The following is a 24084-nucleotide window of genomic DNA, read 5'->3' on the forward strand; positions in this document are numbered from 1 at the left end:
GTGAACAAAAGTAACCTGATGAAATTTCAAATTATTAGAATGGTACTGTCTATCAGTACTTTCTTATTGCTCTCCATATCAACGACATTTGCCCAAGAAACATCTCACGTGGTACTGGATAGCCTTAATTCTTCTTATGACGAGCATTCTCCAATGCTTAGTCCTGATGGACAGAGACTCTATTTTACGCGTGCAGGGCACCCAGCAAATATTGGCGGAGTTTTGGATCAAGGAGACATCTGGTATGCTGAAAAGTCTGGCAATGGATGGTCTAGACCAATTCATGCGGGGTCTGTATTAAATCATCCTGGTTTGAACGGTGTTGTTGGTTTTAGTGCCGATGGTAATAGGATGTATACATTGAATTATTTCGATAGTGAAGCTAGAGCGGGTAGTAAATTGAAGAATGGAATTTCAGTTGCTCAAATGAGTGGAGGCGATTGGCTGAAGCCTGAATTGTTACCTATAAAGTTTTTCTCAAACACTTCATCTCACATCAGCGCCACTATATCAAGGGATGAGAAAGTGTTGATTATGTCGATTATTTCATACAATACTGAAGGGAATGAGGATCTGTACTATTCCTTAAAAGGTGAGAATAATGACTGGAGTCAGCCAAAGACTTTAGGGACGTCTATTAATACTTTTGCTGAGGAATGGACCCCGTATTTAGGCTCGGATAATAAGACCTTATATTTTACTTCGAACGGTCATGAGGGCTTCGGTAGCAGAGATATTTTTGTAAGCGAAAAACAGGGTAATTCTTGGGAGTCATGGTCGACGCCTAAGAATTTGGGAAATGCTATCAATACTAAAGGAGTGGAGCAAGGTTATAGCATTCCTTTCAGTGGAACTATGGCTTATTTTTCTTCAACTCAAAATAGTGAGGGCTTTGGTGACTTATTTGGTTTTCCTATTGACAAGGAAGAGCCAACCATTATAGAAGTGCCTGTAGTGGATGAGCCTACTCCACAACCTGAACCAGCCACATTGATTGATACGGTTCGCGTACCAGTCCCGAATATTGATATAGTATTTATGGTCATGGATCAACGCAGCTTAAATGATATTGATGGCGAAGTGACATTGGCATATGGTGGAGCGACTCGAAGAGTAGCAGCTGATGAATATACTGCTGTCGGGCAGAAAAGAGTACTCAAAGTAAGCTTTAAACCGGGTACTGAAGTAAATATAACTGTGCAAGCACCTGGTTTCTTGAATTTTGAAAGACAGTTCACTGTAAATAAAGGTACTGCTGGTATTCAAGAGCTCTTTCTTGTTGCTGAAGAAGTAGGTACAAAGGTGAAAATTGAGAATGTGCTTTTTAGACGAGCAAGCGCCGAATTTGCAGATGAAGAAACCGCACAAAAACAGATTGATGAGCTAATAGGTCTAATGAATGCAAACCCTGGTATGGCCATACGCTTGGAAGGTCATACAGATAACCGCGGTGATGCTAAACTATCGAAAGATCTCTCTGAAGAAAGGGTGAAAACGGTAAGAGATTATATGATCTCAAAGGGAATTTCAGGTAGTCGAATTGAGTTCATAGGCTATGGTGGAGAGAGACCTTTAAATAATACGAATTCAGTGGCTGCTAGGGAGGTCAATCGACGCGTTGAGTTTGTAATTATTAAGTAATTACTCAATCCGGATTTTCATAGTGATCGAGCATGCTTGCGGTGATTCTTGCCGGGCGAAACGACTTCGCATCTAGCATGCACCACCACGTACTCGCTTGAACGACTAGTTCATTAGTATCTTCATTCGTAATCCTTACAAAACGATTAGATTTTGGTCCCTTAAACTCATTAACGTGAGTTTGTATCAATAACTTATCGCCCAGTAAAGCTGGTTTCTTATACTCTATAAAGTGGTTTAAAACCACCCAAACAAAATCTACTAACCATTCCTTTTTGGCGGCTTTTTCCCAATGACCTTTAGCTATATCTTGAACCCACTGTAAATATTGAACATTGTTCACATGGTTTAGATCGTCTAAATGTTCTTGTAAAACGACAAGTCTTTGTTCAAAAATCTGGGGTTCGGCCATAAGTGTTTTATTGAATTTGATTCAGGCTAGTATATAATCGTACGTTCTTCTTTTTTGATTACTAGTCCATTTGAATAAGTAGTTTTCTTAATCCAGTTACCAATTTCATCATATTCATAATAGGTTTTGAATCGATCGACATAGGTGCCGCTTGAAGTTCTTTTTTCATATTCTACTAGGTCGTTATATAAAAAGACTTCTTTGAACCTAGAGCGCACTTTGGTAGTGTCTCCATTAAAGAAAAAGCCTCTAACAACCAATTTCAATGAGTCATGCTCAATGGTTACATGTTGCTCATTAGATAGTCCATTTAGATTGAAGAAAGTCTCTTTTTGAACAGTAGAATCAGGAAAATAGGAGAAGGTAGTTTCTGATGCCAAATGGTTTTCATGATACTTTAGCGTCTTGGTTTTTCTGTTTTGAAAATCATAGGAATGTTTGAAATAAGTGGAATCTAGGGGTGTATACTTGTTACTGCCTTCTTTTCTCGATTGACCCGCTGCATCGTAATATCGATCGGAAATCAGGTCATAAGAATCATTGTATTTATACAGCCAAAACTTGGTCAGTTGATCTTTACCACGATATTCTTCTTTGGAGGTGACTTGAAACTTGTCGTTGTACTTAATCACAATTTGGGAGTGAATGCGATCGCCAAGACGGTATACAGTTTCTATGGCTAGTTTCTGTTCATCATCGTAAGTGTAGTCCAGTTTTTTGATTTTTTCTTTGTACTCGAAACGCTCTTGACGCACAATTCGTCCATATTTATCATAGCGGTTTGATTTCAGAATATCTTTATTTTTGATAAAATCTATATGATCAAGTACGTCGTCTTTAAAGAAATAATGTAATACGACATTATCTGCTACCAATGTGCCTGAGGATTTATCGTATTCGTATTTCTGTACAAAGTATTCAGAAGGGGAGTTCTGCAATAGGGTATCTATTTCTAATGTCTCAATCAGTTCGGAATGAAAACTAGGTAACCTACTTTGGGCATTAAGAAGGTTTAAAGATGAAAGTAGTATGATGCCGATGAGACAGCGCATGCTCTAAAATAAGCAAAATCATGCGCTATCTGTGAGTTCATTATTAATCTTCTGATTAGAAATAAAAGGAATGTTGATTAATAACCCATAGCGGTATCATCACCTCGAGGGTCAGCGCCACCTTCTAATTGGCCGTTGGCTAGTACTAATACGGCATCAACTCGGCCAATAGTGCCTACTTTTCTCAGCTGATGGCCCATGTTCATAAGAGACTGCATTTTAATACTATCAAGGGCTTTAGCTTCTAATTGAATTACATCGGGTAGCCACTGATGATGGAATCTTGGTGATTCGACCGCTTGCTGCATGGTCATGTCAAAATCAATCACATTAATTATCGTCTGAAAGACAGATGTAATAATAGTTGAACCACCCGGAGTGCCTACAACCATAAATAACTCACCGTCTTTTGTGACGATTGTCGGAGTCATTGAGCTTAACATTCTTTTTCCTGGTAAAATGGCATTTGCTTCTCCTCCTACAAGACCATAACTATTCGGTACGCCAGGCTTTACACTAAAGTCATCCATTTCATTATTTAAAAGGAAACCAGCACCGCCAACAAAGACTTTACTTCCCATTCCACCGTTCAGTGTTGTTGTAACGGAAACGGCGTTTCCCCATTGGTCCACTACGGATAGGTGAGTCGTTTCTTTACTTTCATTGGGGGCTGGAGCACCTGCGCTTACTTCGCTACTTAGTGTGGCCTTTTCGCTATTGAAATTGCCCATTCTATCATTTGAGTATGATTTTTCAATCAAACCTTGTTGAGGTACATCCACAAAATCAGGGTCGCCGAGGTGTTGAGCACGGTCTGCGTATGCTCGTCTTTCCGCTTCCACAATCAAGTGGATCGCCTCCTGACTATGAAAACCCATTTCAGATAGCTTGAATGGTTCAACCGCATTGAAAAGTTGTGCTAAAGCGATACCGCCACTAGAGGGTGGGGGCATAGAAATAAATTCATACCCTCTGTATTCACCCGTTACGGGAGTTCTCCAAACAGCTTCGTATTGAGCTAAGTCTTCGGAAGAAATCATGCCATTGCCGCGTTCCATTTCTTCTACAATGAGCCTCGCGGTTTCTCCTTTATAGAAGCCATCACGTCCTTTTTCTTTAATTAGGGTTAAAGTAGCTGCTAGCTCAGTTATGCTTACCGTATCACCCGCTTTCCAATTTCCATTTTCAGACAGAAAAAAGTATGGCCTTACTGTATTGTATTCTAAAAACGCCCTACGGTTGGCATTTAATCCTCTGGCTTCCCTTTCCGTCAGAGCCCAGCCATTAGCGGCTAGGTCAATAGCAGGCTGTACCAAGGCAGCCCAGTCTAGTTTGCCGTATTTTTTGTGAGCAGCTTCTAATCCTGCAACAGTTCCGGGAACTCCAGCAGCAAGATGTCCTCTGGTGCTGGCTCTTGGAATTACCTCTCCGTTTTCATCGAGATACATATCTCTGCCACCAGCCATTGGCGCTCTTTCTCTGTAATCTAGCGCATCAATGTCGCCATTGGCCATACGACTTATCATAAAGCCGCCGCCGCCAATATTTCCGGCGCCAGGGTAAACAACTGCCAATGCGAATTGTGTGGCAATCGCCGCATCAATGGCGTTACCGCCTTGTTCCATTATTTGCTTGCCTACCTCTGAAGCAAGCGGATGAGCAGATACCACCATGGCTTTATCTGTAATTAAACCTCTGTTTTCTAAAGAGATTTCTACTGGTTGCTCACAAGCGAAAAGTGAGATGGTAATCAACAAAGTGAATAACTTTTTCATGGGGGTATCTGCTTTAATTATAGCTTATTTCTGTCCGATGGTAGTTTCGAATAGTTTGTAAATCCTTTTGTATTCGTCTGTCCAACTGGAAGGTGTTGTAAAACCATGGTTTTCTACGGGATAAAGCGCCATTTCCCAATTGTCTTTGCCGAGCTCGATTAATTTTTGCGCTAGACGAACTACGTCCTGGAAATGAACATTTGTATCGACCATACCGTGTGCAATTAATAGGTTACCTTCTAGGCCTTCGGCAAAGTAAATAGGGGAGCTTCGTTTATAAGCGATTGGGTCTTCTACCGGCGTATTTAGAATGTTAGAAGTATAGCCATGGTTATAATGCGCCCAATCCGTTACCGACCTTAATGCAGCTCCTGAATTGATGATGTCTGGGTGTTGGAACATGGCAAAGAGCGTGATAAATCCGCCATAAGAACCTCCATACATACCAATTCGTCCTGCCTCCACATTATGCTCTTTCATAAGGTATCTAGCACCATCAATTTGATCGGAAAGGTCTTTTCCACCCATGTGTCTGTATATACCTGTTCTCCAATCTCGGCCATAGCCTGCGCTCGCACGATAGTCAATGTCGAGTACGGTATAGCCTTGAGCCATTAACATGTTATTGAACATATATTCTCTCTGATAACTACTCCACCAGTAATGAACATTTTGTAGGTAACCTGCACCGTGTACAAAGATGACACCTGCACCATTCGGATTCTTTGGTTTATAAAGCCTAGCATGAACATTAGCTCCATCCTCAGCCTTGAAGGTCACTATTTCTGCTTCATGCCAATCGTATTGTTTAAAACCATCTTGCTGACTCTCGGTAATTTGTACACGATCTGCACCTGCTTTATTGGGTTGTACGAAGAGTTCGTAAGGCTTATCGATGTAAGAGTATCTTATGGCAAGTGTTTTTTCATCTGGCGAAAGCGTTACACTATTGTCACCATCTACACTTGTGATTTGAGTCATTTTACCACCCTTTATCGGCATACTATAGAAGTGTTTTATGCCAGGGTGTTTTTTATTTGCCGTAAAATACCATTTAGAGCCGTCGTTGGATATGAAAGGACTGTAAACTTCGAAGTTACCTTCAGTTATTTGTTTTTTAGAACCCGTTTTGAAGTCATAAAGGTATAGATGGGCATATCCCGAGCTTTCTGATTGGAAGTATAAAGTTTCGCTTTTTGGTAAAAAACCAAGCACTTGTCCTCCTAAGCGCCCAATCCATGCTTCGTCACGCTGTCTATCAACAGTTTCTAAATCACCAGATTCTGGTAGAAGTCTCATAACCCAGCGATCCTTATGATCGTGAGAAGAAAAAGTCACTACAGCATATTTGCCATCTTCAGACCAAACTACTCTACGGCCTGCGCTTACTTTTCGTGGTTTCTTCTCAAACTCTCTATCAGGGTAATCTTTAACGTAATCCGGTAAGTCCGTGATACCTGGTAACTGCTCAGAATCAAGCATGTATAAAGAATCGCCCGACACATTATAGATGCCTATTTCATTATAACTCTGTTCTCCACCAACTTTACTTCGTGCTCTAATATCTGTAGTGTAACCAGATTGTGTTACATAGTTGGGAACAATCGTGTTTTTAGCCGGTTTTTTAGCCGTATGAAAAACGTTAAATGTTACATAGTTTCCGTCAGGAGATAATTGAATGTTTTGTATGTTTTTAAGTTTAATACTACTTCTTCTATCCCCAGCGGCTTGCACTTGACTGCTGAAACTTGCTCCTCTAAATCTATTTCGATTTCTAGGTCTTGTGCGTTGATCTTTTAAAATAGATGAAGTTTCTATCTGATCGTCACGAAGCCAAGCGTCTTGTTCTTTATTGCCCGAAGAATTATTGCCTGAAAAACGAGGGCGCGCTTCATTGTTATTATTGCTTTCAATGGAAAAGTTTGTGAGCTGCTTCATCAAACCTGTTTTCAGGTTGATAGAAAAGAGATTATTATCTGAAATGAAGGTGATCACATCATCACTATGAAAGTTGGGGCTAGATTCACGGGCATTGGTTCCTGTAATCTGAGTTTCTTTTTTGTTTTTCACCTCCATCATGTAGATGTCGCCGCCTTTTGCATAGATGATCTTTGATTTGGTCTTGTTATAAGCATAACGTGAAGGCCAGCCTTCGCTTCGGTCGTCATCTTTAGAGAAAGTACCTCCAGATTTACCTACTTTGAAAGTGCTAGAAGATTCCTCATCCTTATTTCTCCATGTAAAGAAGATGTTTTTACTGTCTTTAGACCAACTTATATTTGATGGCGAGGTACCTACAAATTTTGCTTGATCTTGCATTATTTCTTCGACCGTCAGATCTGTCAAAGGTTTTGTTTGGGCGTAAGAAAATGTTACCCAAATAATGGCTGAAATTGATAAGAGAATTTTGCGCATAATTTTCTAAATGGTTTATTCAAACATAACTAAAAATGAAAGGAGTTAAACAGCAATTGGTATGGATGGTTTTTTCTCCATTTGGGAATTTCTTCTGGGCTTTGGGACTTAAGCCAAACAAAACAATCATACCTATCCTTCTTTAAGTGCATAAAAGGCACTTTCCAACTTTAGATCAGGTTTGGTATACTTTAAGCAGTGTATCAGAAAATGATCAGGGGTTTCCGATATAGCTTATTAATTGTTGAAGATGAATTGACTACGCGAAGGTTGCTCACCTATTTGCTTGAACCGTATTACCATGTGCACTGTGCAGGAAATGGTAAGGAGGCAAAAAAGTGGTTAAACGCTGGAAATAAAGCTGATTTGATTATTACCGATATTGAAATGCCGATAATGAATGGTCTGGAATTTATTAAGCTGATGGAATCTAAACCTCGTTATCGAAAAATTCCAGTTATGGTAATGTCTAGCCTGAGTACAAGTTCCAAAGAATTTAAATTGATTGCTGACAGGGTGAAGGTGTTTCTGAAGAAGCCTATTGAACCCAAGATATTATTTTGGCGTATAGAACAGCTGCTTGCCGAAAAAGTCACTTTATAACTCTTCTTCCATCTCTTTTATATATCTGTAAATACTAGACTTTCCGATGTCGAGTTTATCGGCAACTTTCAAGACATTGTTATCATACTTACTTAAGAAGTGTCTTATAATTTTGAACGTATAATCTCTCAAAGTCATTTCTTCGAATAGAAATTGCCCTTCTTTTTGTAATGAATTAAAGGTAATGTCTTCATCTAGGATGGTATTATCATCGCACATAACGGCTGCCAATTCTACCACTGATTTTAATTCCCGCACATTACCTGGGAAAGAGTATTTCAATAATTTGTTCTGTGCCTCTTTGCTGAGCTTAACCTTGCTCATTTTATTCTCCTTAGAAAAGCTTGATAGGAAATGCTCAGCAATCAAAAGCGTGTCTTTATCTCTTTCTCTAAGGGGAGGTAGTTCAACGGGAATCCCAAGGAGTCTATAATAGAGATCTTCTCTAAAATTACCGGCTTTTACCTCTTCTGCAAGGTTTCTATGTGTTGCAACAATTACTCGTGTTTCGAATTTCACCACTTCATTACCACCAATTCTGGTGATTTCCCGCTCTTGTAAAGCCCTGAGTAGTTTTGCTTGTAAATTGATATCCATTTCACCAATCTCGTCTAGGAAGATGGTGCCACCATCAGCTTCTTCAAACTTACCTTTTCTACGTGCTACGGCACCTGTAAATGCTCCTTTTTCATGACCGAAAAGCTCGCTTTCAATTAAGTTTTCAGGAATTGCAGCAATGTTCACTGCAACGAAAGGTTTTTTCTTCCTATCCGAATTATAGTGAATCGATTTAGCAACCACCTCTTTTCCGGTACCTGTTTCACCAGTAATAGAAACGGTGATGTTAGTTTTTACCGCCTTAGTGAGAAGTTTGAAAATTCGCTGGATCGCAGCACTTTCACCAATTATACTATTATCGAATTCATATTTCTGACCAATCTCTTCTTTCAATACAGATATTTCTTCCTTTAAAGAATCCTGTTTTTTAGCATTATTAAGTGTATTGAGGAGCCGGTCTTTGGTTTCGTTGTCTTTAGTGATATAATCGTATGCACCGTATTTTAGTAATTCTACGGCTGTATTGATGCTTTCTTGAGAAGAAACGACAATTACATGAATGTCAGGATTATACGCTTTAATCTTTTTTAAAATCTGCTCACCTGTTGTATCTGGGAGAGAATAATCGAGGGTAATTATTGACGGGTTTTCATGGAGGTGATCAATGCAATCTTTACCATTGGTGAAAGTCTTTACAACATGATCTGGGTTTAATTCAGCTACATACTGTACCAGTTTTAAATAAACGGGGTCATCTTCTACGACAAATATTTTTACCGGATCAGGTATATATTCCATGTATCACAATTGATTAAGTAGGGTGAAGATATTAATTATTAAATCGTAATAAAAGCAGTTCTAGAGAAGCCTCAAAAGCATTTTTCTTAATTTCATCTCAACAGAATAACTATGTCTTTGAAAAGTCTCACTTCTAAGGATTTAATACAGTTCGTAAATACACGAAAGGGCGAACAAAAGCTAGGTGAAAATATCCATACGCTGGCATATGGCGATCTTAACGAATTGGATACGCTGAAGGAAAATGGTGCTCGATTTTGTCTGCTAGGAATTCCAGAGTCTATCGGAGTTAGAGGTAATTTAGGAAACCAAGGCACTGAATTAGCTTGGCCGGCATTCTTGACTTCTTTTTTAAATGTTCAAGGCAACCGATTTTTATCTGGCGATTCATTTGTCGTTTTGGGTCAGGTTGATGTAGAAGATCTACGAGATGAGTTGACACTTTTCAATTCAACGCCTGCAGAAGTCGCTCAAAAAGCACGTAAGCTATGCGAAGCTGTTGATGAGCGCGTTACACCGATAATTTCAAGTGTGATCAAGGCAGGATTGATTCCGATCGTTATCGGGGGAGGGCATAATAATGCTTATCCACTTTTAAAGGGTGTGGCCAAGGCCTTAAATACAACAGCAGGAATTAATGCCATTAATTTAGATGCCCATGCGGACTTTAGAAGCTTAGAGGGTAGGCATAGTGGGAATGGGTTCTCTTATGCCAAGAATGAAGGGTTCTTAAATCGATACTTTGCTTTTGGCCTTCACCAATCTTACAATAGCGAAAACATCCTGTCTGCTATGGATCAAGATAGAGATGTCGCTTATTCATTTTTTGAGGATATTTCCAACTTTGATGTGGCTTTAAAAGAGGCATTAGCCTTTGTAGATGATAAAGAGACTCCTGTAGGTATTGAACTTGATATGGACGCGATAAAATCAATGCCAAGCAGTGCCATTTCTCCATCAGGTGTCACATTAGAACAAGCAAGGGCTTATGTCAGAGAATGTGCTTCACAATTGAATGTTGCTTACTTACACTTGCCAGAAGCGGCCCCATCCAATTCAGCTGAAAATGGATTTGTAGGTAAGGCATTAAGTTATTTGGTGACGGACTTCGCTAAATCTAGCTTATAAAAGAAAAGGTCAGACACATAGTGACTGACCTTTAATGCTTACTTCTTTTTCGATTAATCTTCGTTGATTACGATCTTTTCAATCTTATCACCTTGTCTGATATCATCGACAATATCAACACCGTCGACTACTTTACCAAAACAAGTGTGGTTTCTGTCTAAGTGCGCAGTGTTATTACGGCTATGACAAATAAAGAACTGAGACCCGCCAGTATTTCTACCTGCATGTGCCATAGAAAGCACGCCTCTGTCGTGAAATTGGTTGTCGCCATCTAGTTCACAGTCGATTGAGTAACCAGGACCACCACTACCGATACCATCAGGGCAGCCACCTTGAATTACAAAGTCAGGAAGAACTCTGTGAAAGTTCAAACCATCGTAAAAGCCTTTTTTAGAAAGGTCGACAAAATTTTTAACCGTGTTTGGAGCGTCGTTTTCGTAAAACTCCACTTTCATCACGCCTTTTTCAGTATGGATTTCTGCTGTCATTATATTTTTCTGTTATTTGACGCAAAAGTAAACTTTTCCACTAGATGTTCAGACTTTCTAAGCGACAGAAGATTAAACTAATGAACTTTTATCCGCCTTACGTGGGTGCAGGCATTCGTGTAAAACATATCAGCGACGACTTTTTGCGTGCTGAAATAGAAATGAAACTGAGGTGGTGGAATAAGAATTTAGTAGGCACTCATTTTGGTGGATCACTTATGTCTATGTCCGATCCTTTCTATATGCTGCTATTACTTCAAAAGCTCGGCAGGGAATATATCGTTTGGGATAAGGCCAGTTCGATAAAGTTTAAAAGGGCAGAGAAGGGTAAAGTGACTTGTGTATTTGAAATTACGGAAGATCTCGTCGCCAATATAAAGTCAGAGGTAGAAACAGTTGGTAAAAAAGACTACGTTCTTCCACTTCAGATTACTAATGAGGAGGGTAAAGTCGTTTGTGAACTAGAGAAAACGATCTACGTGCGTAAAAAGTAATTACTTTTTGAAGTGGTAAAGGAAGATGAATTCTCCGGTAAATGCCGGCTTCGGATTGTCCTTGATTTCAAGCTTCACGTTAAGCTGGCATTTTGTGATACCTCTAAGATCAGCTAAAGAGCTTAGTTTAACCCTTAATCTTACTTCTTGGTTTACCTTAACTGGCTGATTGAATTTTAACTTCTCAATGCCATAGTTGATCATCATTTTAATATTGTTGATCTCGGCAATTTGTTCCCATAAATAAGGCAGTAAAGACAGGGTGAGATAACCGTGCGCTATGGTGCTGCCAAAGCCACCTTCTTTGGTTGCTCTTTCAGAATCAATATGTATCCATTGATGATCAATTGTTGCATCAGCGAAAGCACCAATGCGTTCTTGGTCAATTTTCAAGTATTCTGAAACGCCGAGTTCTTGACCAATATACTGCTCAAATTCAGCATGACTATGGATAATTACTTTTGCCATTCTTACAACAATTACTGTTCAACAGTCTTCTAAGATAATTTTTAATCAAGAAAATGGCTAAAAATTAATGGTCAATTGATGACCTTTCTTAATCACGCTCAAATCCTTGTCTCCAAAATTAGAACAAGTAATCCCTAATAACCTAACCCCTGATGGAAATAGATTCCAATCAATTTGCTCTAATAATCCAAAAGTGATTTCTATCAGTTGGTCAAATGTTCTAATTTCTTCCGTAACTGATTGGCTTCTTGTGATTTGACTAAAGTCTTTGAATTTAACTTTTAGGGTAAGCGTTTTTCCAAATTTTTTTGATTTTTCTAAGCGTGTCAGTACCGTTTTAGCGATAGGTTCAAGCGCCAGCTTCATATCGACCACTTCAATCAAGTCGTAATCGAAAGTGTTTTCAGCCCCCAATGATTTACGAATCCTATTTGGGTTTACTGGTCTGTTGTCGTTGCCTCTTACTATTTCGTAATAAAAGCCTCCTGATTTGCCAAAATGAGTAATTAAAGTCTCTTTATCCCACTTTTTTAAGTCTGCACCAGTATTTATACCAAGCGCTTTCATTTTTTCAGCAGTTACTTTGCCTACACCAAAGAACTTTTCTATAGGCAGCTGTTCTAAAAATACCGTTGTCTTTTCAGGCCCAACAAGCGTAATGCCATCGGGTTTATTGTAGTCGCTTGCAATTTTTGCAATGAATTTGTTGGTTGAGATTCCAGCTGAGGCCGTTAGTCCTGTTTTGGCTTTTATGTCGTTTCTGATGGATTTGGCAATCATAGTGGCAGATTCCATCCCCTTTTTATTTTGAGTGACATCTAAATAGGCCTCGTCTAAAGACAAGGGCTCTATAAGGTCGGTGTAGGTTTGAAAAACCTCGTGTATCTGATTGGAGATTTCTTTATATCGATCGAATCGTGGTTTTACAAATACAATATTGGGGCATTTATGATAAGCCAAAGAAGAGGGCATGGCCGATCTTACACCAAATTTTCGAGCCTCGTAACTTGCGGCGGCAACAACACCTCTTTCTTTGCTGCCACCCACGGCAACAGGTTTACCCTTCAGTTCGGGATTATCGGCCTGTTCTACTGACGCGTAAAACGCATCCATATCAATATGAATTATTTTGCGTTGGGTACTCAAGGATTTTTTAATTCAGGATATCGAAATTCGTATTAATTACGGAACTTAGTTTTTCAAACTTAAAGGAATTTGTATAGTTGTTTAAGTATGTACGGAATACTAGGGTAATAACACGTTTTTCTGCGTAAATCATTAGGAGTGGTATGGATAAGAAAAAGAAGATTTTTGTGGTGGTAGCTATTCTCTTCATTTTAGCTACGATTATAGTAGGTTATGATATTTCTAGAAAAACTTCTTTTCCTGGCTCGAAGAAATATCTCAAAGAATCAATAGCGCCCTCTGAAGAAGTTGAAAAAGATTCGGTTAATGTGGAAACAAAGTGATTTGTTTTTGACTTTATACATGCAAAGATAGACTCGTGGGAAAAGCAGGAAAGAAAGTAAATCTAGAGGAAGTTGACATGGAAAGGATGGAGGATATGACCACTCCAAACCCCGGTACTATCGCTTTTCCACACACTGTGGGTGGAGCCATGATAAAGCCCGAAGACAAGGGTAAAATTAAAGGCTTAGCTGTTTCTGCAATGTATGAGCAGACGGAAATGGATATGAAACAAATCTATGACCAGATGCAGCTTTTGGCACAACAGGCCAAGACTATCCAAGATCGCATAGATGTTTCGGAGAGAATTTATCAGGCCCAGATGAACTTTCAGCCCTTAATTAGTAAAACCTATCATTTGTATGAAATGGAGGATGGCGGAGATACGCTATCCATGATTGGACCAAAAGAATGGGGAAGATCAAAGCCATTTAAGCGTTTTATTGCCACCGTAAAATTGCTTTCAGATCATACTTGGGATATCCTTGAAAAAGGTGACGATACTATCTAAAAGAATCGATCAGTATTTATAAGGTTTTGAATGCGTGCTTATTGAAATAAGCCGTTGATCTGATAATTCACCTTTTCTAGCATGAAAGCATAGTCTTCAACATTGGCTACAAAATCCAAATCATTCACATCAATTACCAAAAGCTTCCCCAGGTTGTAATTGGCAATCCATTCTTCGTAGTGCTCATTAAGGTTTTTTAGGTATTCTATTCTAATCAGTTCCTCATATTCTCTACCGCGCTTCTGGATGTTGGCCACCAATTTTGGAATATCGGCTTTTAAATAAATCAAAAGATCGGGGGCTTTTACATGCTTAATCATAGACTTGAATAACTCTAAATAGTTATTGTAGTCTCGCTCAGCGATAAACCCTGACTTGTAAAGGTTGGCGGCAAAAATATAGCAGTCTTCATAAATGGTTCTGTCCTGAATGGTACCATTCCCATTGGAGTTTCTTATTTGAGCCACTTGATTGAACCGGCTGTTCAAGAAGTATACTTGCAAATGGAATGACCAACGCTTCATGTCCTCATAAAAATCCTTTAAGTAAGGGTTGTCCTCGACAGATTCTAACTGAACATCCCAATTGAATTGTTTGCCCAATTTCTTTGCAAAAGTTGTTTTACCTGATCCTATGTTTCCCGCTATGGCTACGTGCATTCTAATTTCTTTGAACTACGAAGTTATGCAAGGTCGAGGGACTTTGGCGTGGATTTAAATAAAAAAAGATCTGCAAGACAGACCTTTTTTTGGTAACACCAATAAATATGATTTGATAAGAATCGAGATCAATTTAGTTATCTAATTTCTCCTAATAATAACCTAAAGATTAATAAACTGTTATGTTACTAAAATTTAGCCCTTAGTGATACAATAGCATTGAACCCCGGCGCGCTTATGCCCGAAGAATATGTGCGGTAGTGGGTATCAAGAATATTTTCGAGATTGAGGTTTACCGAGAACCGATCATTGATTTGGTAAGAATTGTTAAGGTTTAGCGTGGACCAAGGTAGTGCACCATCGCTTGTATAAAATTGAGGTTTATTTTGCTCTGAAGGGGCTAAATCCTCGAAATCAACTCCGCCACTGTACCTCACAATCAGGCTAGATCTAAATTTCTTTTGGGTTAAAGTGATGCTAGTTTCTCCAAAAAGAGGTGTGACATGCCTCAGCGGTAGGTTTTCAATGGTATCTTCTCCATCAGTATAGGTGAAACTGCTTTTCAACGTGATATTTTCGTACAACTGGGCGGATATATTTAGGCTAATTCCCCAAATAAAGGCTTCCCCAACATTTACTTCAGCAAATACATTGCTAAGCGTTCCGTCATATTGAATTTGACTATTTCCATCGAATGTAAAAGGCCTTCGGACCAATGCATCTCTTAAAAAGGAGTAATAATTCACGAAATCAATTTTCAGCTCAGAGTCAAAAGTTCTGCTTATGCCGTATTCAATATTATAACTCGTTTCCGGCTTGAGGTCAGGGTTGGGTACCACCACTGCGCCTGGTTCAGAGTCGAAGACTTTACCCGCATCATCTACATTTGGTGCTCTAAAACCGCTAGAAAGCAATGCATTCAGCTTCCACCCCGGTTTTGGAAGATAAACAAGACCAATATTTCCGGTGAGTCCTCCATTTTTAAGGTTTATTTCATCAAATGGAAAGTCAAAAAAGGTGTCGTCAACAAATTGAGCATTCAGCGAGGTATAGCTATATCTTAGGCCAGTAGAAAGGATTAGTGTCTCATTCAAATGGTTTTTGGTACTGATATAAGCTGCTAGCGTATTGAAGCTGCTACCACCGTCTGGGTATCGGGTACTTGTAGGAGAAACGTCGCCGGAGACAATGTTTGTTTCTTGGGCACTGGATTCCACATCGTTTAAAACGGCCTCTAAACCGTAATAAAGTTCGCCGGTAAATCCATAAGATTTTTCAAAGTCCACATTAAAAGAGAGCACATCTACGGATTCTCTTCTAGACCTTAATAAGTCGCTCCCGAAACGCCGCTCATTTCTGCTTTCTGTAACACGCTGCAAGGCAGTTGTCATTTTTAATTGATCGAAGAGCTTAGTAGGGTAGAAGAATCGAGATTGTAGGGAATGCATTTGCCATTCTTGCGGACCATAGTACCATTCCGCATTGGTTAAGCTTCCATTGGTTCTGTCCGTGAGCCTATCGTAGCGTGGTACATCGGAAGAGGTGGAGTGGTGTAGCGAATAAGTGAAGTCGGAAAACGACCCCATGCGCCATCTAAACTTCTGAAGAAAATTCCATTGATCGTAGCCTGAATTTACCAGTAAGTTTACATCGTCGTTTTGGATCACCTGATCTTCTCCTGCGATGCGCGCTACGTATTCTAGTCTTTTTCCAAAGTCAGGAAATTCATCAGTTCTATTGCTGCCGGTCCTTAAATCATCAAAATTATTATACGTTACACTGGTGAAGGAGGCGAATTTTGGAAGGTTTAGTTGTAATTGAATGTTGCTTGTTAAGGCGTTTGCCGCCGAAGCGTATCGTGTAAATCCTTCCCCTTGGATAGTGGCCCCTTCGGGAGAAAACTCCGGATTTTTGGAATGAAAATCCATGACGCCACCTAGGGCATCGCTGCCATAAATAACTGAACTTGGTCCAAAAACCACTTCTGCTTCTTGCAGGTTGTTAGGGTCTAGGGTAATGACATTCTGTAAGTTACCGCTCCGGAAAATGGCATTGTTCATTCTGACGCCATCCACTACGATTAAAACAGAATTGGCCGAGAAGCCCCTTATAATCGGGCTACCACCTCCTAATTGACTCTTTTGGATAAACACCTGCCCATTCATGCTTAAGAGATCAGCAGCAGTGGCTGGTTCGGCTTGCGCAATCTCTAAGGCCTTAAATTCTGTAATGCGCTGAGGAATTTCGCGTTTGTTTTGTTCCCATTTATTTGCTGAAATCACTACATCGCCCATTTGAATAACTTCTTCCGTAAGCCTAACAATGTAGTTCAACCGAGATAAGGCGCTATACTTTATTTCTTTGGGACGAAAGGAGGGGTGACGAATTAGTAGAGTGCCGTCTTCAGAAAAACCAGCTAGAGAAGCCTGTCCAGCGCCGTTAGTTATGGCTGCACGATCGGTACCCACTTCTTGAATTGTGGCCTGTTCTACCGGACGATTGTCCATTTCGTTTACCACAGAGACCATCTGTGCGAACCCATCAAAACTTACAAACAGCAGGCCGGCAACCATCAACTTCTTTATCCAACGTAACATTCCGAATTTTTCTGACTGAATTTTGGGTGATTATATGGTGTCTACAGTTAAATTTTATTGATTGCGCTCAATATACCTCATAATATGCCACGAGTAGCGTCAAATTATAAACGACCGCCTTTTTTTTATGTCAATGGACACTTGGAGACCATAATCCCGAGCGTGACGCGAAAGATTAAGGATTTGTCTTATCAAAGAGAAAAAATCGATACGCCCGATGATGATTTTCTAAATCTTGATTGGATAAGAAAGGGTCATGAAAGATTAATAGTTATTTCCCATGGTTTAGAGGGCGGATCGGATAGACATTATGTAACTGGAATGGCCAAATTATTCCGAGATAATGGCTGGGATGTGCTGGCTTGGAACAATAGAAGCTGTAATGGCGAAATGAACAAACAGCGTATTCTATATCATCATGCGGCTAGTTATGACTTAAGAACCGTAGTCGACCATGCTTTAGAAAAATACGACTACCAAGAGGTTTGCATGGTAGGTTTCAGTTTGGGCGGCGGACAAACACTGAGGTATCTAGGGGAAGAGTCTGAATTTGGTTTGCCTGATCGGGTAAAAAAGGGGATGGTAATATCAGTGCCTTGTTCTTTGCCTGAAAGTGTGGACACTTTGGGTTTGAAGGGGAATGCAGTGTATGAGAAGCGATTCCTTAAAAAGTTGAAGCTTAAAATTGCCGCTAAGGCAGCTCAGTATAATGATATAGACATCTCTGGCTTGGATGATGTGAGCACTTTGGAAGTTTTTGACGAGAAATATTCCGCACCGCTGCATGGTTTCAAGAGTAGATCTGAATTTTATGTGTACTGTAATCCATTTCCGTACATCTCTAAAATCACAAGGGACATAATGATTCTGAATGCCATCAATGACCCATTGCTAATTGGCAATTGTTATCCGTATGATTTGGCCAATGAGATGCCTAATTTATACCTAGAAACACCAGAACGCGGAGGACATGTGGGTTTTGCGCAAGCAGGAGAGAAGTTTACTTATGCTGAACGTAGAACCCTAGAGTTTTTTGAGGGTAGCACTTTTAGGATAATAGAGGACTAGAATTTAGCACGGAAGAGCACGGGTAAATGATCAGATACCCAGAGCCCATTACTTCGTCTATCGTCAATATGGCTTAAGCTGATACCTGCTGCATTTCGGAAGAAAATGTAGTCAATTCTATCTTCTAGTTTGGCGGAAGTATCGAAACCACTAAATGTGCCTATGGGTCCGTAGAATGGCTTTTGACTAGCGGTAAAGCCATCCGCCATATGAGTTAGTATGTTTTGAATGGGCTGACTGTCCGGTATTGCATTAAAATCACCAGAAAGGATTACGGGCGCTTTATCTTCGGTTAATACTTTGATTTGTTCAATAATCAAGGCTGCTGATTTTTCTCGGGCAACCTTACCTCTATGGTCGAAATGGGTATTAAAAAACCAAAAAGTGACCTTTGAGTCTTTGAATTGAAACTGACCATAGGTGCAAATTCGTGGTAAAGCGGCGTCCCAATCTTTGCTAACCTTACCTGGTGTTTCTGATAGCCAAAATGTACCCTGTTTTAGTACATTAAGTTGCTCTGTGTTATAGAAAATGGGACTGAATTCGCCTTTGTCTTTTCCATCATCTCTACCCACACCAATGTATTTGTATGCGCCAGACTTTTGACTTATAAATTCTACCTGTTCCAGTAAGCCTTCTTGCACACCAAAAACCAAGGGTTCATAATGATTGATTAATTCAACAACCTCGTTTTTTCTTACATCCCATTTATTCTCTCCATCATTGGAGTTGTTATACCGGATGTTGTAAGACATGAAGGTGTGAACCTGTGCCAAGGCAGATTCGTGAATGGAAATGGTGCATAAGATCAGCAGTGACAGGAAGAGCTTCTTCATATCACAATATATCGAATTTGGAATTTCAACTGAACCGATTTAGAACCTTTTAATCACAAGGTCACTAACCGTATCGCCTATGGCTAAAGAGGAGGTAGCCGCTGGTGAAGGGGCGTTACATACGTTAATGGCATGTTTTGCCTCTATTATCGAGAAATCGTCTAATAAGCCGCCCGTTCTATCACAGGCTTGGGCACGAACTCCGGCACCACCATCTACTAAATCTTGTTCCTGAATTTCGGGTATAAGCTTTTGCAGCGCTTTGGTAAATGCAGCTTTCGAAAACGAGCGATACATTTCGCCAAAACCAGTTTTCCAGTATTTCAAGGCGACTTTTTGAAAGCCTGGCCACATTAAGGATTCTGCTAGTTCACCTAGATGAATTTGGGACTTTTTATAGCCTTCACGTCTAAAAGCCAATACTGCATTCGGACCTGCTTCAATGCCGCCATTGATCATTCGTGTGTAATGAACGCCCAAAAAAGGGAAGTTTGGGTCGGGTACTGGGTAAATCAAATGTTTGACCAAATACTCCTTTTTAGGTACCAATTTGAAGTATTCACCTCGGAAAGGAATGATTTTTAAATCGACATTATCGGATGTCATTTTTGCCAATCGATCGGAATAAAGGCCACCGCAATTGACCACTAACTTGGTTTCAATTGACCGATTGCTCGTCTCCACTACTGAGTGGCTGCTCGACTCACTAACGCCAACAACTTTCTCATTTAAGAAAATCTCACCACCAGCTGCTCTAATCTTGTCGGCATACTTTTCGGCAACGGCTACATAGTCAATAATACCAGTATATGGGACTTTTACTGCGGCAATTCCATTAACGTGGGGTTCAATTTCCTTTAGTTCCTCAATGCTGATCTTCTCAATTTTATCGAGTCCATTTTCTAGGCCTCGATTGTAAAGATTATCTAGAAGCGGGCGCTGAAAATCGTCTGTAGCCACCACCACTTTTCCGCATAGGTCATAAGGAATCTCTTCCTTATTGCAGAAATCGAGCAGCATATTGTATCCATTGATACAGTTGAGCGCTTTCAGACTTCCTGGCTTGTAATAAAGGCCTGAATGAATCACACCACTATTATTGCCAGTTTGATGCTTGCAAAGTCGATCTTCTTTCTCGATCAATGCAAGTTTCAGCTTGGGATTTTTCACCAAGCTTTGGTAGGCCGTTGCAAGGCCCACAATACCACCTCCGGCAATAACAATGTCGTACTTCATTAATTAAAATGGTAAGTCATCAGATTCATCTGACTTTAACCAATCTGGTTCGTCATTTGACGCGGGAGGAGGAGGCGTTCCACCTGCTGGTGCGCTTGCTTGAGGCGCGGCTTGTCCTTGGTCTGCGGTAATTCTCCAAGCTTGCAGCGAAGTAAAGTATTTGTCAACACCTTGAGGGTCGGTCCATTTTCTTCCTTTAAGGTTAAAGCTCACATTTACCGCTTGTCCTTCAGAAAAACTGTCTAACTGATCGCATTTATCCTGAATACACTCGAATTTGATCAATTCTGGGTATTGTGGATTATCTGCATATTCAACCACAAATTCTCTTTTTCTAAAAGATCCGCTTACCTGTTGGGTAGGGAATATTTTTTCGACTTTCGCTTTGATTTCCATTGACTAAAAATTTGCTCAAAACAATTGAATTATGAGGGAAGATGCAAGCTGCGGTGTAATAGAATAGCACAATAATTAAACATTTCTCAATTGCATTTGTCATAAGACCGATCAAATGGAATAATTGATTGATAAACACGTTTGAGAAATAGAAAATATGGCCATATTTGAAGTTCGACATTTAGATTCTACAAGGAAACTGAGGAATTGAAAAGACTAATACTACTTATATTTCTGATTACGGGTGCATTGAATCTAAATGCACAAGTAACCACCGAAGGGAAAGACTTTTGGCTCGGTTTTATGCAAAACTTCGATCCGGGAGCCCCGTCATCTCTAGAAATCTTTCTGACCAGCAAGGAAAGAGCGGAAGTAGAGATCTTCATTTATACTGATTCAAGAACATTAAACATTACCGTTGAACCGGGGGTGACTCACCGTGAAGTAATTGCGCTGCAAACAGATAACAGGTATGCTGCCTCAGGTTCTGGCACAATCCAAGCAAGAGCCATTCGTGTTAGCTCTGATGTTGATATTAGCGTTTATGCCCTCAATAGTAGAAGCCGAAGTGCTGATGCAGCGGTAGTGCTCCCAGTAAATACCTTAGGAAATCAATATTACGTTTCGGCGTATTGGGAGGAGTATCCAGCAGGAGATACTTTCAACAATAACAACAATGGAGAACAAGACAGTCCTTCGTCATTTTTAATTGTAGCCACGGCAGATGATACCCAGCTCAAAATCACACCTTCTGTCGATGCACGAGGTTTTAATGCCGGAGAAACATTCGATCTCACTTTAAATCAAGGCGATGTCTATCAGGTACAAGCGGATGGAGACCTTACAGGTACCTTGATAGAACTAAGTAATGACAATACCGGCGATTGTAAGAATTTCGCGGTATTCGGAGGTAATCAATGGGGTAGAGTAACAGGTGGAGATGACTGTCAGTCAGGTTCGGATTTAGGAGGATTTGCAGCCGATCATTTGTATGAACAGATGTTTCCAGTTACGACATGGGGTGAAAACTACATTGCCGCTCCATACGAATTAAGAACAGCCTATGTACTTCAGATAACTGCCGCAGAAGACGATACACGAATTGTAATCGGTGGCGATATCGTGAACCTTGATGCGGGTATGACGGAGAGAAGACTAGAGACTGATGTGGTTGGAATATTTGCCGATAAACCGATTCAGGTAGCCCAATTTAGTCAAGCACTAAGTTGTGATAATAACACAAGTGCAGGGCCAGGTGATCCTTTTATGATCATGTTGAGTCCAAATGAACAAAAATTGACGCAGGTAACCTTTAATGCGTTGACAGCCAATGTGATCGATAATTATTTTGTAACTGTAATAACAGAAAGTGCAGAAGTGAATAATATCACGCTCAATGGTACTAATATACCAGCAGCAGATTTTATCAGTGTGCCGGGTACAGGCTTTTCTTACGCCAATGTGGACATAAACATCGGAGAAGATTATACCTTGATTTCTGAGGCGGGATTCATCGCCTATATCTATGGTTTCGGAAATATTGAATCCTTCGGTTATGCTGCCGGAGCTTCGTTAGAAAACTTAGATCTTTTAATCTTAGGTGAAGATCCGGAGATCAGTACAATCGATACGGAAGCCTGTGTAAATAATGAGGTAGACTTTAGACTTGATTTTGAAGTTCCGGTAGGTGAAGATCCTCGCTTTGACACTTTCGAGTGGGACTTTGGTGATGGCAGTCTTGTTGAAATGGGGCAAGATGTAACGCATACTTATCTAGCACCGGGAGAATATATCATTATGGTTAGAGCCTCAGAGGGTGGTGCTTGCGGTAGCTCAGAAACGGTTTTAAAGACTATTACTGTAATAGATAACTTTGTCGATGTCATCAATGGCCCTAGTTCAGTATGTCCAGATGTAACAGACATTGAATATATCGTCGATGGTTTTGTGGATCAGACTTACGTTTGGGAGATTCAAGGCGGTACACTTACGCGAACTTCCGATGAAAACAGGGTTTTAGTTGACTGGGGTGCGGCAAGGGATGATGCTTTCTTAAAAGTTGTAGGGATTAATGAATTAGGTTGTGAGACGGATACGCTGACACTAGATGTGATTATTAACAAGCGACTTGAACCAGCCTTGCCACAAAGCAATGGTTTTACAGCAGGAGAAGTGTGTTTTACAGATTTTAATGAAGTAACCTATTTTACACCACAAACCAACGGATCGGAATACGAGTGGTTTATTGATGGTGGTGTTATCCTTACCGATAACAGTTTGAATGAAATTAGAGTGAGATGGCCAGGCCCTGGAACTGGAAGAATTTGGTATCGAGAATTTAACCCACTTATTTCCGATTGCGAAGGTTTTTCAGATGTACTAGACGTTACCATTTACACGGAAATCATTTCGACACCTACAATTACCAACACCCTTTGTAATGGCGATGCTAACGGAACAATAAGTCTTACCCTTTCGGGAGGAAAACCAGGGAATTATAGTGTTGCTTGGAGTAATGGAATGAGCGGTCAAGACATTATGGGGCTAGCTGCTGGAGAATATGTGGCGACTATTTCTGATGCCCTAGGTTGTATCATCACCGAAACGTATACGGTAACTGAGCCTGATGTTTTGGCTGTAGCAGATAATCAGCTTATTGATGTCAGATGTTTTCAAGAATCAAATGGAAGTGCAACAATCTTTCTAACAGGAGGAACCACTTTTGCCAATGGCAATTATTCCTACTCATGGACTGGCCCGAATGGTTTTTCAGCCTCTTCCAATACCGGTGTTATCAATGGTTTAAGAGCAGGTAATTATTCAGTAGATATTGTTGATGCCAATGGTTGTGAAACCTCAACCACATTTGTCATCAATGAGCCCGCTCTATTAGAGCCAGACTTAGAGACTTTGATCAATGAACCCATCTGTCCTCAAGCTTCGAATGGTACGGCCTTTATAGATGCAAAAGGAGGTACGCCAGATTATCAATTCTTCTGGAGTAATAATAGTTCTGTCGACGATCCAAACGCATCGAATTTAAGCAAGGGAAATTATACCGTAAGAATAGTAGATGCTAATGGTTGTGAGACATCCCTTTCAATTGAGGTAGAAGAACGCTTCCCAAGAATTTTTATTCCAACAGCATTTAGTCCGAATAATGACAATACCAACGATGTTTTTGCACCGGTCACTGATTGTGCAATTCGGTTCTCAATGCAAATTTATAACAAGTGGGGTGCCGTTATTTATTCCACGGAAGACGTAAATAGTGGCTGGGATGGCACTTTTGAAGGCCAAGATGCACCTTCCGGTAAATATTCATATGTCATATTCTATGCAGGAACACTAAATGATGTGGCTTTTGAAGAAACTTACAGGGGCTCTCTGAAGTTACTTCGATAGTATTTCGCTCATTGTTCCGTTCTAAGGTTCTAGAGTTAGTTTAGTTGTTGTAAACAAGAAGTTGCGCTAAGCAACCT

The 24084-nt window shown here is 40.2% G+C and carries 21 protein-coding genes; 8 read left to right on the forward strand and 13 right to left on the reverse strand.

Features of this window, described 5'->3' with window-relative positions; genetic code table 11:
• Nucleotides 1-18 precede the first annotated feature (18 nt).
• Nucleotides 19-1641 (forward strand): OmpA family protein, encoded by a 1623-nt coding sequence (locus JXQ92_RS17355; protein WP_421987911.1) that lies wholly within the window; start codon nt 19-21, stop codon nt 1639-1641.
• A gap of 4 nt (nt 1642-1645) precedes the next feature.
• On the opposite strand, the gene JXQ92_RS17360 is transcribed toward JXQ92_RS17355, so the two are convergent.
• The 4 genes from JXQ92_RS17360 to JXQ92_RS17375 all read right to left on the reverse strand — a co-directional run bounded on the left by JXQ92_RS17360 (nt 1646) and on the right by JXQ92_RS17375 (nt 7295).
• Nucleotides 1646-2053, reverse strand: coding sequence for an acyl-CoA thioesterase (locus tag JXQ92_RS17360; RefSeq protein ID WP_421987912.1), 408 nt, complete (start codon nt 2051-2053; stop codon nt 1646-1648).
• 26 nt (nt 2054-2079) lie between these two features.
• Nucleotides 2080-3105 (reverse strand): hypothetical protein, encoded by a 1026-nt coding sequence (locus tag JXQ92_RS17365; protein ID WP_421987913.1) that lies wholly within the window; start codon nt 3103-3105, stop codon nt 2080-2082.
• Nucleotides 3106-3182: 77 nt separating this feature from the next.
• Complete coding sequence (ggt, locus tag JXQ92_RS17370) at nt 3183-4880, reverse strand: gamma-glutamyltransferase (RefSeq protein WP_421987914.1); 1698 nt, start codon at nt 4878-4880, stop codon at nt 3183-3185.
• A 24-nt stretch (nt 4881-4904) separates the two neighbouring features.
• Nucleotides 4905-7295 carry a prolyl oligopeptidase family serine peptidase gene (locus tag JXQ92_RS17375; protein WP_421987915.1) on the reverse strand — a complete coding sequence of 797 codons (2391 nt, stop codon included), beginning with the start codon at nt 7293-7295 and terminating at the stop codon, nt 4905-4907.
• A gap of 210 nt (nt 7296-7505) precedes the next feature.
• On the opposite strand from JXQ92_RS17375, the gene JXQ92_RS17380 reads away from it, so the two are divergent.
• Nucleotides 7506-7898 (forward strand): response regulator, encoded by a 393-nt coding sequence (locus JXQ92_RS17380; protein WP_421987916.1) that lies wholly within the window; start codon nt 7506-7508, stop codon nt 7896-7898.
• On the opposite strand, the gene JXQ92_RS17385 is transcribed toward JXQ92_RS17380, so the two are convergent.
• Nucleotides 7893-9254: a sigma-54-dependent transcriptional regulator gene (locus tag JXQ92_RS17385; protein WP_421987917.1), complete on the reverse strand. Its 1362-nt coding sequence runs from the start codon at nt 9252-9254 to the stop codon at nt 7893-7895. The two genes, JXQ92_RS17380 and JXQ92_RS17385, sit on opposite strands and share 6 nt — an antisense overlap.
• Nucleotides 9255-9365: 111 nt before the next feature.
• Here JXQ92_RS17385 and JXQ92_RS17390 point away from each other — a divergent pair, with 111 nt between their 5' ends.
• The gene (locus JXQ92_RS17390; RefSeq protein WP_421987918.1) at nt 9366-10382 is read left to right on the forward strand and encodes a formimidoylglutamase; all 1017 of its coding nucleotides are present in this window, start codon (nt 9366-9368) and stop codon (nt 10380-10382) included.
• A gap of 53 nt (nt 10383-10435) precedes the next feature.
• Here JXQ92_RS17390 and JXQ92_RS17395 read toward each other — a convergent pair whose 3' ends face one another.
• On the reverse strand, nt 10436-10873 hold the full coding sequence (locus JXQ92_RS17395) for a peptidylprolyl isomerase (RefSeq protein ID WP_421988154.1): 438 nt from the start codon (nt 10871-10873) through the stop codon (nt 10436-10438).
• A gap of 77 nt (nt 10874-10950) precedes the next feature.
• Between JXQ92_RS17395 and JXQ92_RS17400 the strand changes: the two genes are divergently transcribed.
• On the forward strand, nt 10951-11364 hold the full coding sequence (locus JXQ92_RS17400; protein WP_421987919.1) for a DUF4442 domain-containing protein: 414 nt from the start codon (nt 10951-10953) through the stop codon (nt 11362-11364).
• Here JXQ92_RS17400 and JXQ92_RS17405 read toward each other — a convergent pair whose 3' ends face one another.
• Together JXQ92_RS17405 and dinB are read right to left on the reverse strand one after the other, a co-directional pair.
• Entirely contained in the window at nt 11365-11832 is a 468-nt protein-coding gene (locus JXQ92_RS17405; RefSeq protein ID WP_421987920.1) for a MaoC family dehydratase, read from the reverse strand.
• A gap of 57 nt (nt 11833-11889) precedes the next feature.
• On the reverse strand, nt 11890-12978 hold the full coding sequence (gene dinB, locus JXQ92_RS17410; protein WP_421987921.1) for a DNA polymerase IV: 1089 nt from the start codon (nt 12976-12978) through the stop codon (nt 11890-11892).
• Between the two features lie 143 nt (nt 12979-13121).
• Between dinB and JXQ92_RS17415 the strand changes: the two genes are divergently transcribed.
• Entirely contained in the window at nt 13122-13301 is a 180-nt protein-coding gene (locus tag JXQ92_RS17415) for a hypothetical protein (RefSeq protein ID WP_421987922.1), read from the forward strand.
• 35 nt (nt 13302-13336) lie between these two features.
• Nucleotides 13337-13810, forward strand: coding sequence for a DUF2452 domain-containing protein (locus JXQ92_RS17420; RefSeq protein WP_421987923.1), 474 nt, complete (start codon nt 13337-13339; stop codon nt 13808-13810).
• A gap of 38 nt (nt 13811-13848) precedes the next feature.
• Here JXQ92_RS17420 and JXQ92_RS17425 read toward each other — a convergent pair whose 3' ends face one another.
• Both JXQ92_RS17425 and JXQ92_RS17430 read right to left on the reverse strand, forming a co-directional pair.
• Complete coding sequence (locus JXQ92_RS17425) at nt 13849-14469, reverse strand: deoxynucleoside kinase (RefSeq protein WP_421987924.1); 621 nt, start codon at nt 14467-14469, stop codon at nt 13849-13851.
• A 188-nt stretch (nt 14470-14657) separates the two neighbouring features.
• Nucleotides 14658-17066, reverse strand: a complete 2409-nt coding sequence (locus JXQ92_RS17430; protein WP_421987925.1) for a TonB-dependent receptor — start codon at nt 17064-17066, stop codon at nt 14658-14660.
• A gap of 162 nt (nt 17067-17228) precedes the next feature.
• Between JXQ92_RS17430 and JXQ92_RS17435 the strand changes: the two genes are divergently transcribed.
• Entirely contained in the window at nt 17229-18134 is a 906-nt protein-coding gene (locus tag JXQ92_RS17435; RefSeq protein WP_421987926.1) for a YheT family hydrolase, read from the forward strand.
• Here the strand turns inward: JXQ92_RS17435 and JXQ92_RS17440 are convergent.
• The 3 genes from JXQ92_RS17440 to JXQ92_RS17450 are packed head-to-tail and all read right to left on the reverse strand — an operon-like array spanning nt 18131 to nt 20602.
• Nucleotides 18131-18970 (reverse strand): endonuclease/exonuclease/phosphatase family protein, encoded by an 840-nt coding sequence (locus tag JXQ92_RS17440; RefSeq protein WP_421987927.1) that lies wholly within the window; start codon nt 18968-18970, stop codon nt 18131-18133. The genes JXQ92_RS17435 and JXQ92_RS17440 overlap by 4 nt on opposite strands.
• A gap of 39 nt (nt 18971-19009) precedes the next feature.
• Nucleotides 19010-20206: an L-2-hydroxyglutarate oxidase gene (lhgO, locus tag JXQ92_RS17445; RefSeq protein ID WP_421987928.1), complete on the reverse strand. Its 1197-nt coding sequence runs from the start codon at nt 20204-20206 to the stop codon at nt 19010-19012.
• A gap of 3 nt (nt 20207-20209) precedes the next feature.
• Nucleotides 20210-20602 carry a DUF3127 domain-containing protein gene (locus JXQ92_RS17450; RefSeq protein ID WP_421987929.1) on the reverse strand — a complete coding sequence of 131 codons (393 nt, stop codon included), beginning with the start codon at nt 20600-20602 and terminating at the stop codon, nt 20210-20212.
• 207 nt (nt 20603-20809) lie between these two features.
• On the opposite strand from JXQ92_RS17450, the gene JXQ92_RS17455 reads away from it, so the two are divergent.
• Nucleotides 20810-24007 carry a gliding motility-associated C-terminal domain-containing protein gene (locus JXQ92_RS17455; protein ID WP_421987930.1) on the forward strand — a complete coding sequence of 1066 codons (3198 nt, stop codon included), beginning with the start codon at nt 20810-20812 and terminating at the stop codon, nt 24005-24007.
• Nucleotides 24008-24084: the final 77 nt, after the last annotated feature.

Source organism: Roseivirga sp. (assembly GCF_049099775.1).
GTDB lineage: Bacteria > Bacteroidota > Bacteroidia > Cytophagales > Cyclobacteriaceae > Roseivirga.

Bases quoted from the DNA above. Each gene is read 5' to 3' on its own strand.
- JXQ92_RS17355 (WP_421987911.1), top strand. From the start codon at position 19: ATGAAATTTCAAATTATTAGAATGGTACTGTCTATCAGTACTTTCTTA.
- JXQ92_RS17360 (WP_421987912.1), bottom strand. From the start codon at position 2,053: ATGGCCGAACCCCAGATTTTTGAACAAAGACTTGTCGTTTTACAAGAA.
- JXQ92_RS17365 (WP_421987913.1), bottom strand. From the start codon at position 3,105: ATGCGCTGTCTCATCGGCATCATACTACTTTCATCTTTAAACCTTCTT.
- ggt (WP_421987914.1), bottom strand. From the start codon at position 4,880: ATGAAAAAGTTATTCACTTTGTTGATTACCATCTCACTTTTCGCTTGT.
- JXQ92_RS17375 (WP_421987915.1), bottom strand. From the start codon at position 7,295: ATGCGCAAAATTCTCTTATCAATTTCAGCCATTATTTGGGTAACATTT.
- JXQ92_RS17380 (WP_421987916.1), top strand. From the start codon at position 7,506: ATGATCAGGGGTTTCCGATATAGCTTATTAATTGTTGAAGATGAATTG.
- JXQ92_RS17385 (WP_421987917.1), bottom strand. From the start codon at position 9,254: ATGGAATATATACCTGATCCGGTAAAAATATTTGTCGTAGAAGATGAC.
- JXQ92_RS17390 (WP_421987918.1), top strand. From the start codon at position 9,366: ATGTCTTTGAAAAGTCTCACTTCTAAGGATTTAATACAGTTCGTAAAT.
- JXQ92_RS17400 (WP_421987919.1), top strand. From the start codon at position 10,951: ATGAACTTTTATCCGCCTTACGTGGGTGCAGGCATTCGTGTAAAACAT.
- JXQ92_RS17405 (WP_421987920.1), bottom strand. From the start codon at position 11,832: ATGGCAAAAGTAATTATCCATAGTCATGCTGAATTTGAGCAGTATATT.
- JXQ92_RS17415 (WP_421987922.1), top strand. From the start codon at position 13,122: ATGGATAAGAAAAAGAAGATTTTTGTGGTGGTAGCTATTCTCTTCATT.
- JXQ92_RS17425 (WP_421987924.1), bottom strand. From the start codon at position 14,469: ATGCACGTAGCCATAGCGGGAAACATAGGATCAGGTAAAACAACTTTT.
- JXQ92_RS17430 (WP_421987925.1), bottom strand. From the start codon at position 17,066: ATGTTACGTTGGATAAAGAAGTTGATGGTTGCCGGCCTGCTGTTTGTA.
- JXQ92_RS17440 (WP_421987927.1), bottom strand. From the start codon at position 18,970: ATGAAGAAGCTCTTCCTGTCACTGCTGATCTTATGCACCATTTCCATT.
- lhgO (WP_421987928.1), bottom strand. From the start codon at position 20,206: ATGAAGTACGACATTGTTATTGCCGGAGGTGGTATTGTGGGCCTTGCA.
- JXQ92_RS17450 (WP_421987929.1), bottom strand. From the start codon at position 20,602: ATGGAAATCAAAGCGAAAGTCGAAAAAATATTCCCTACCCAACAGGTA.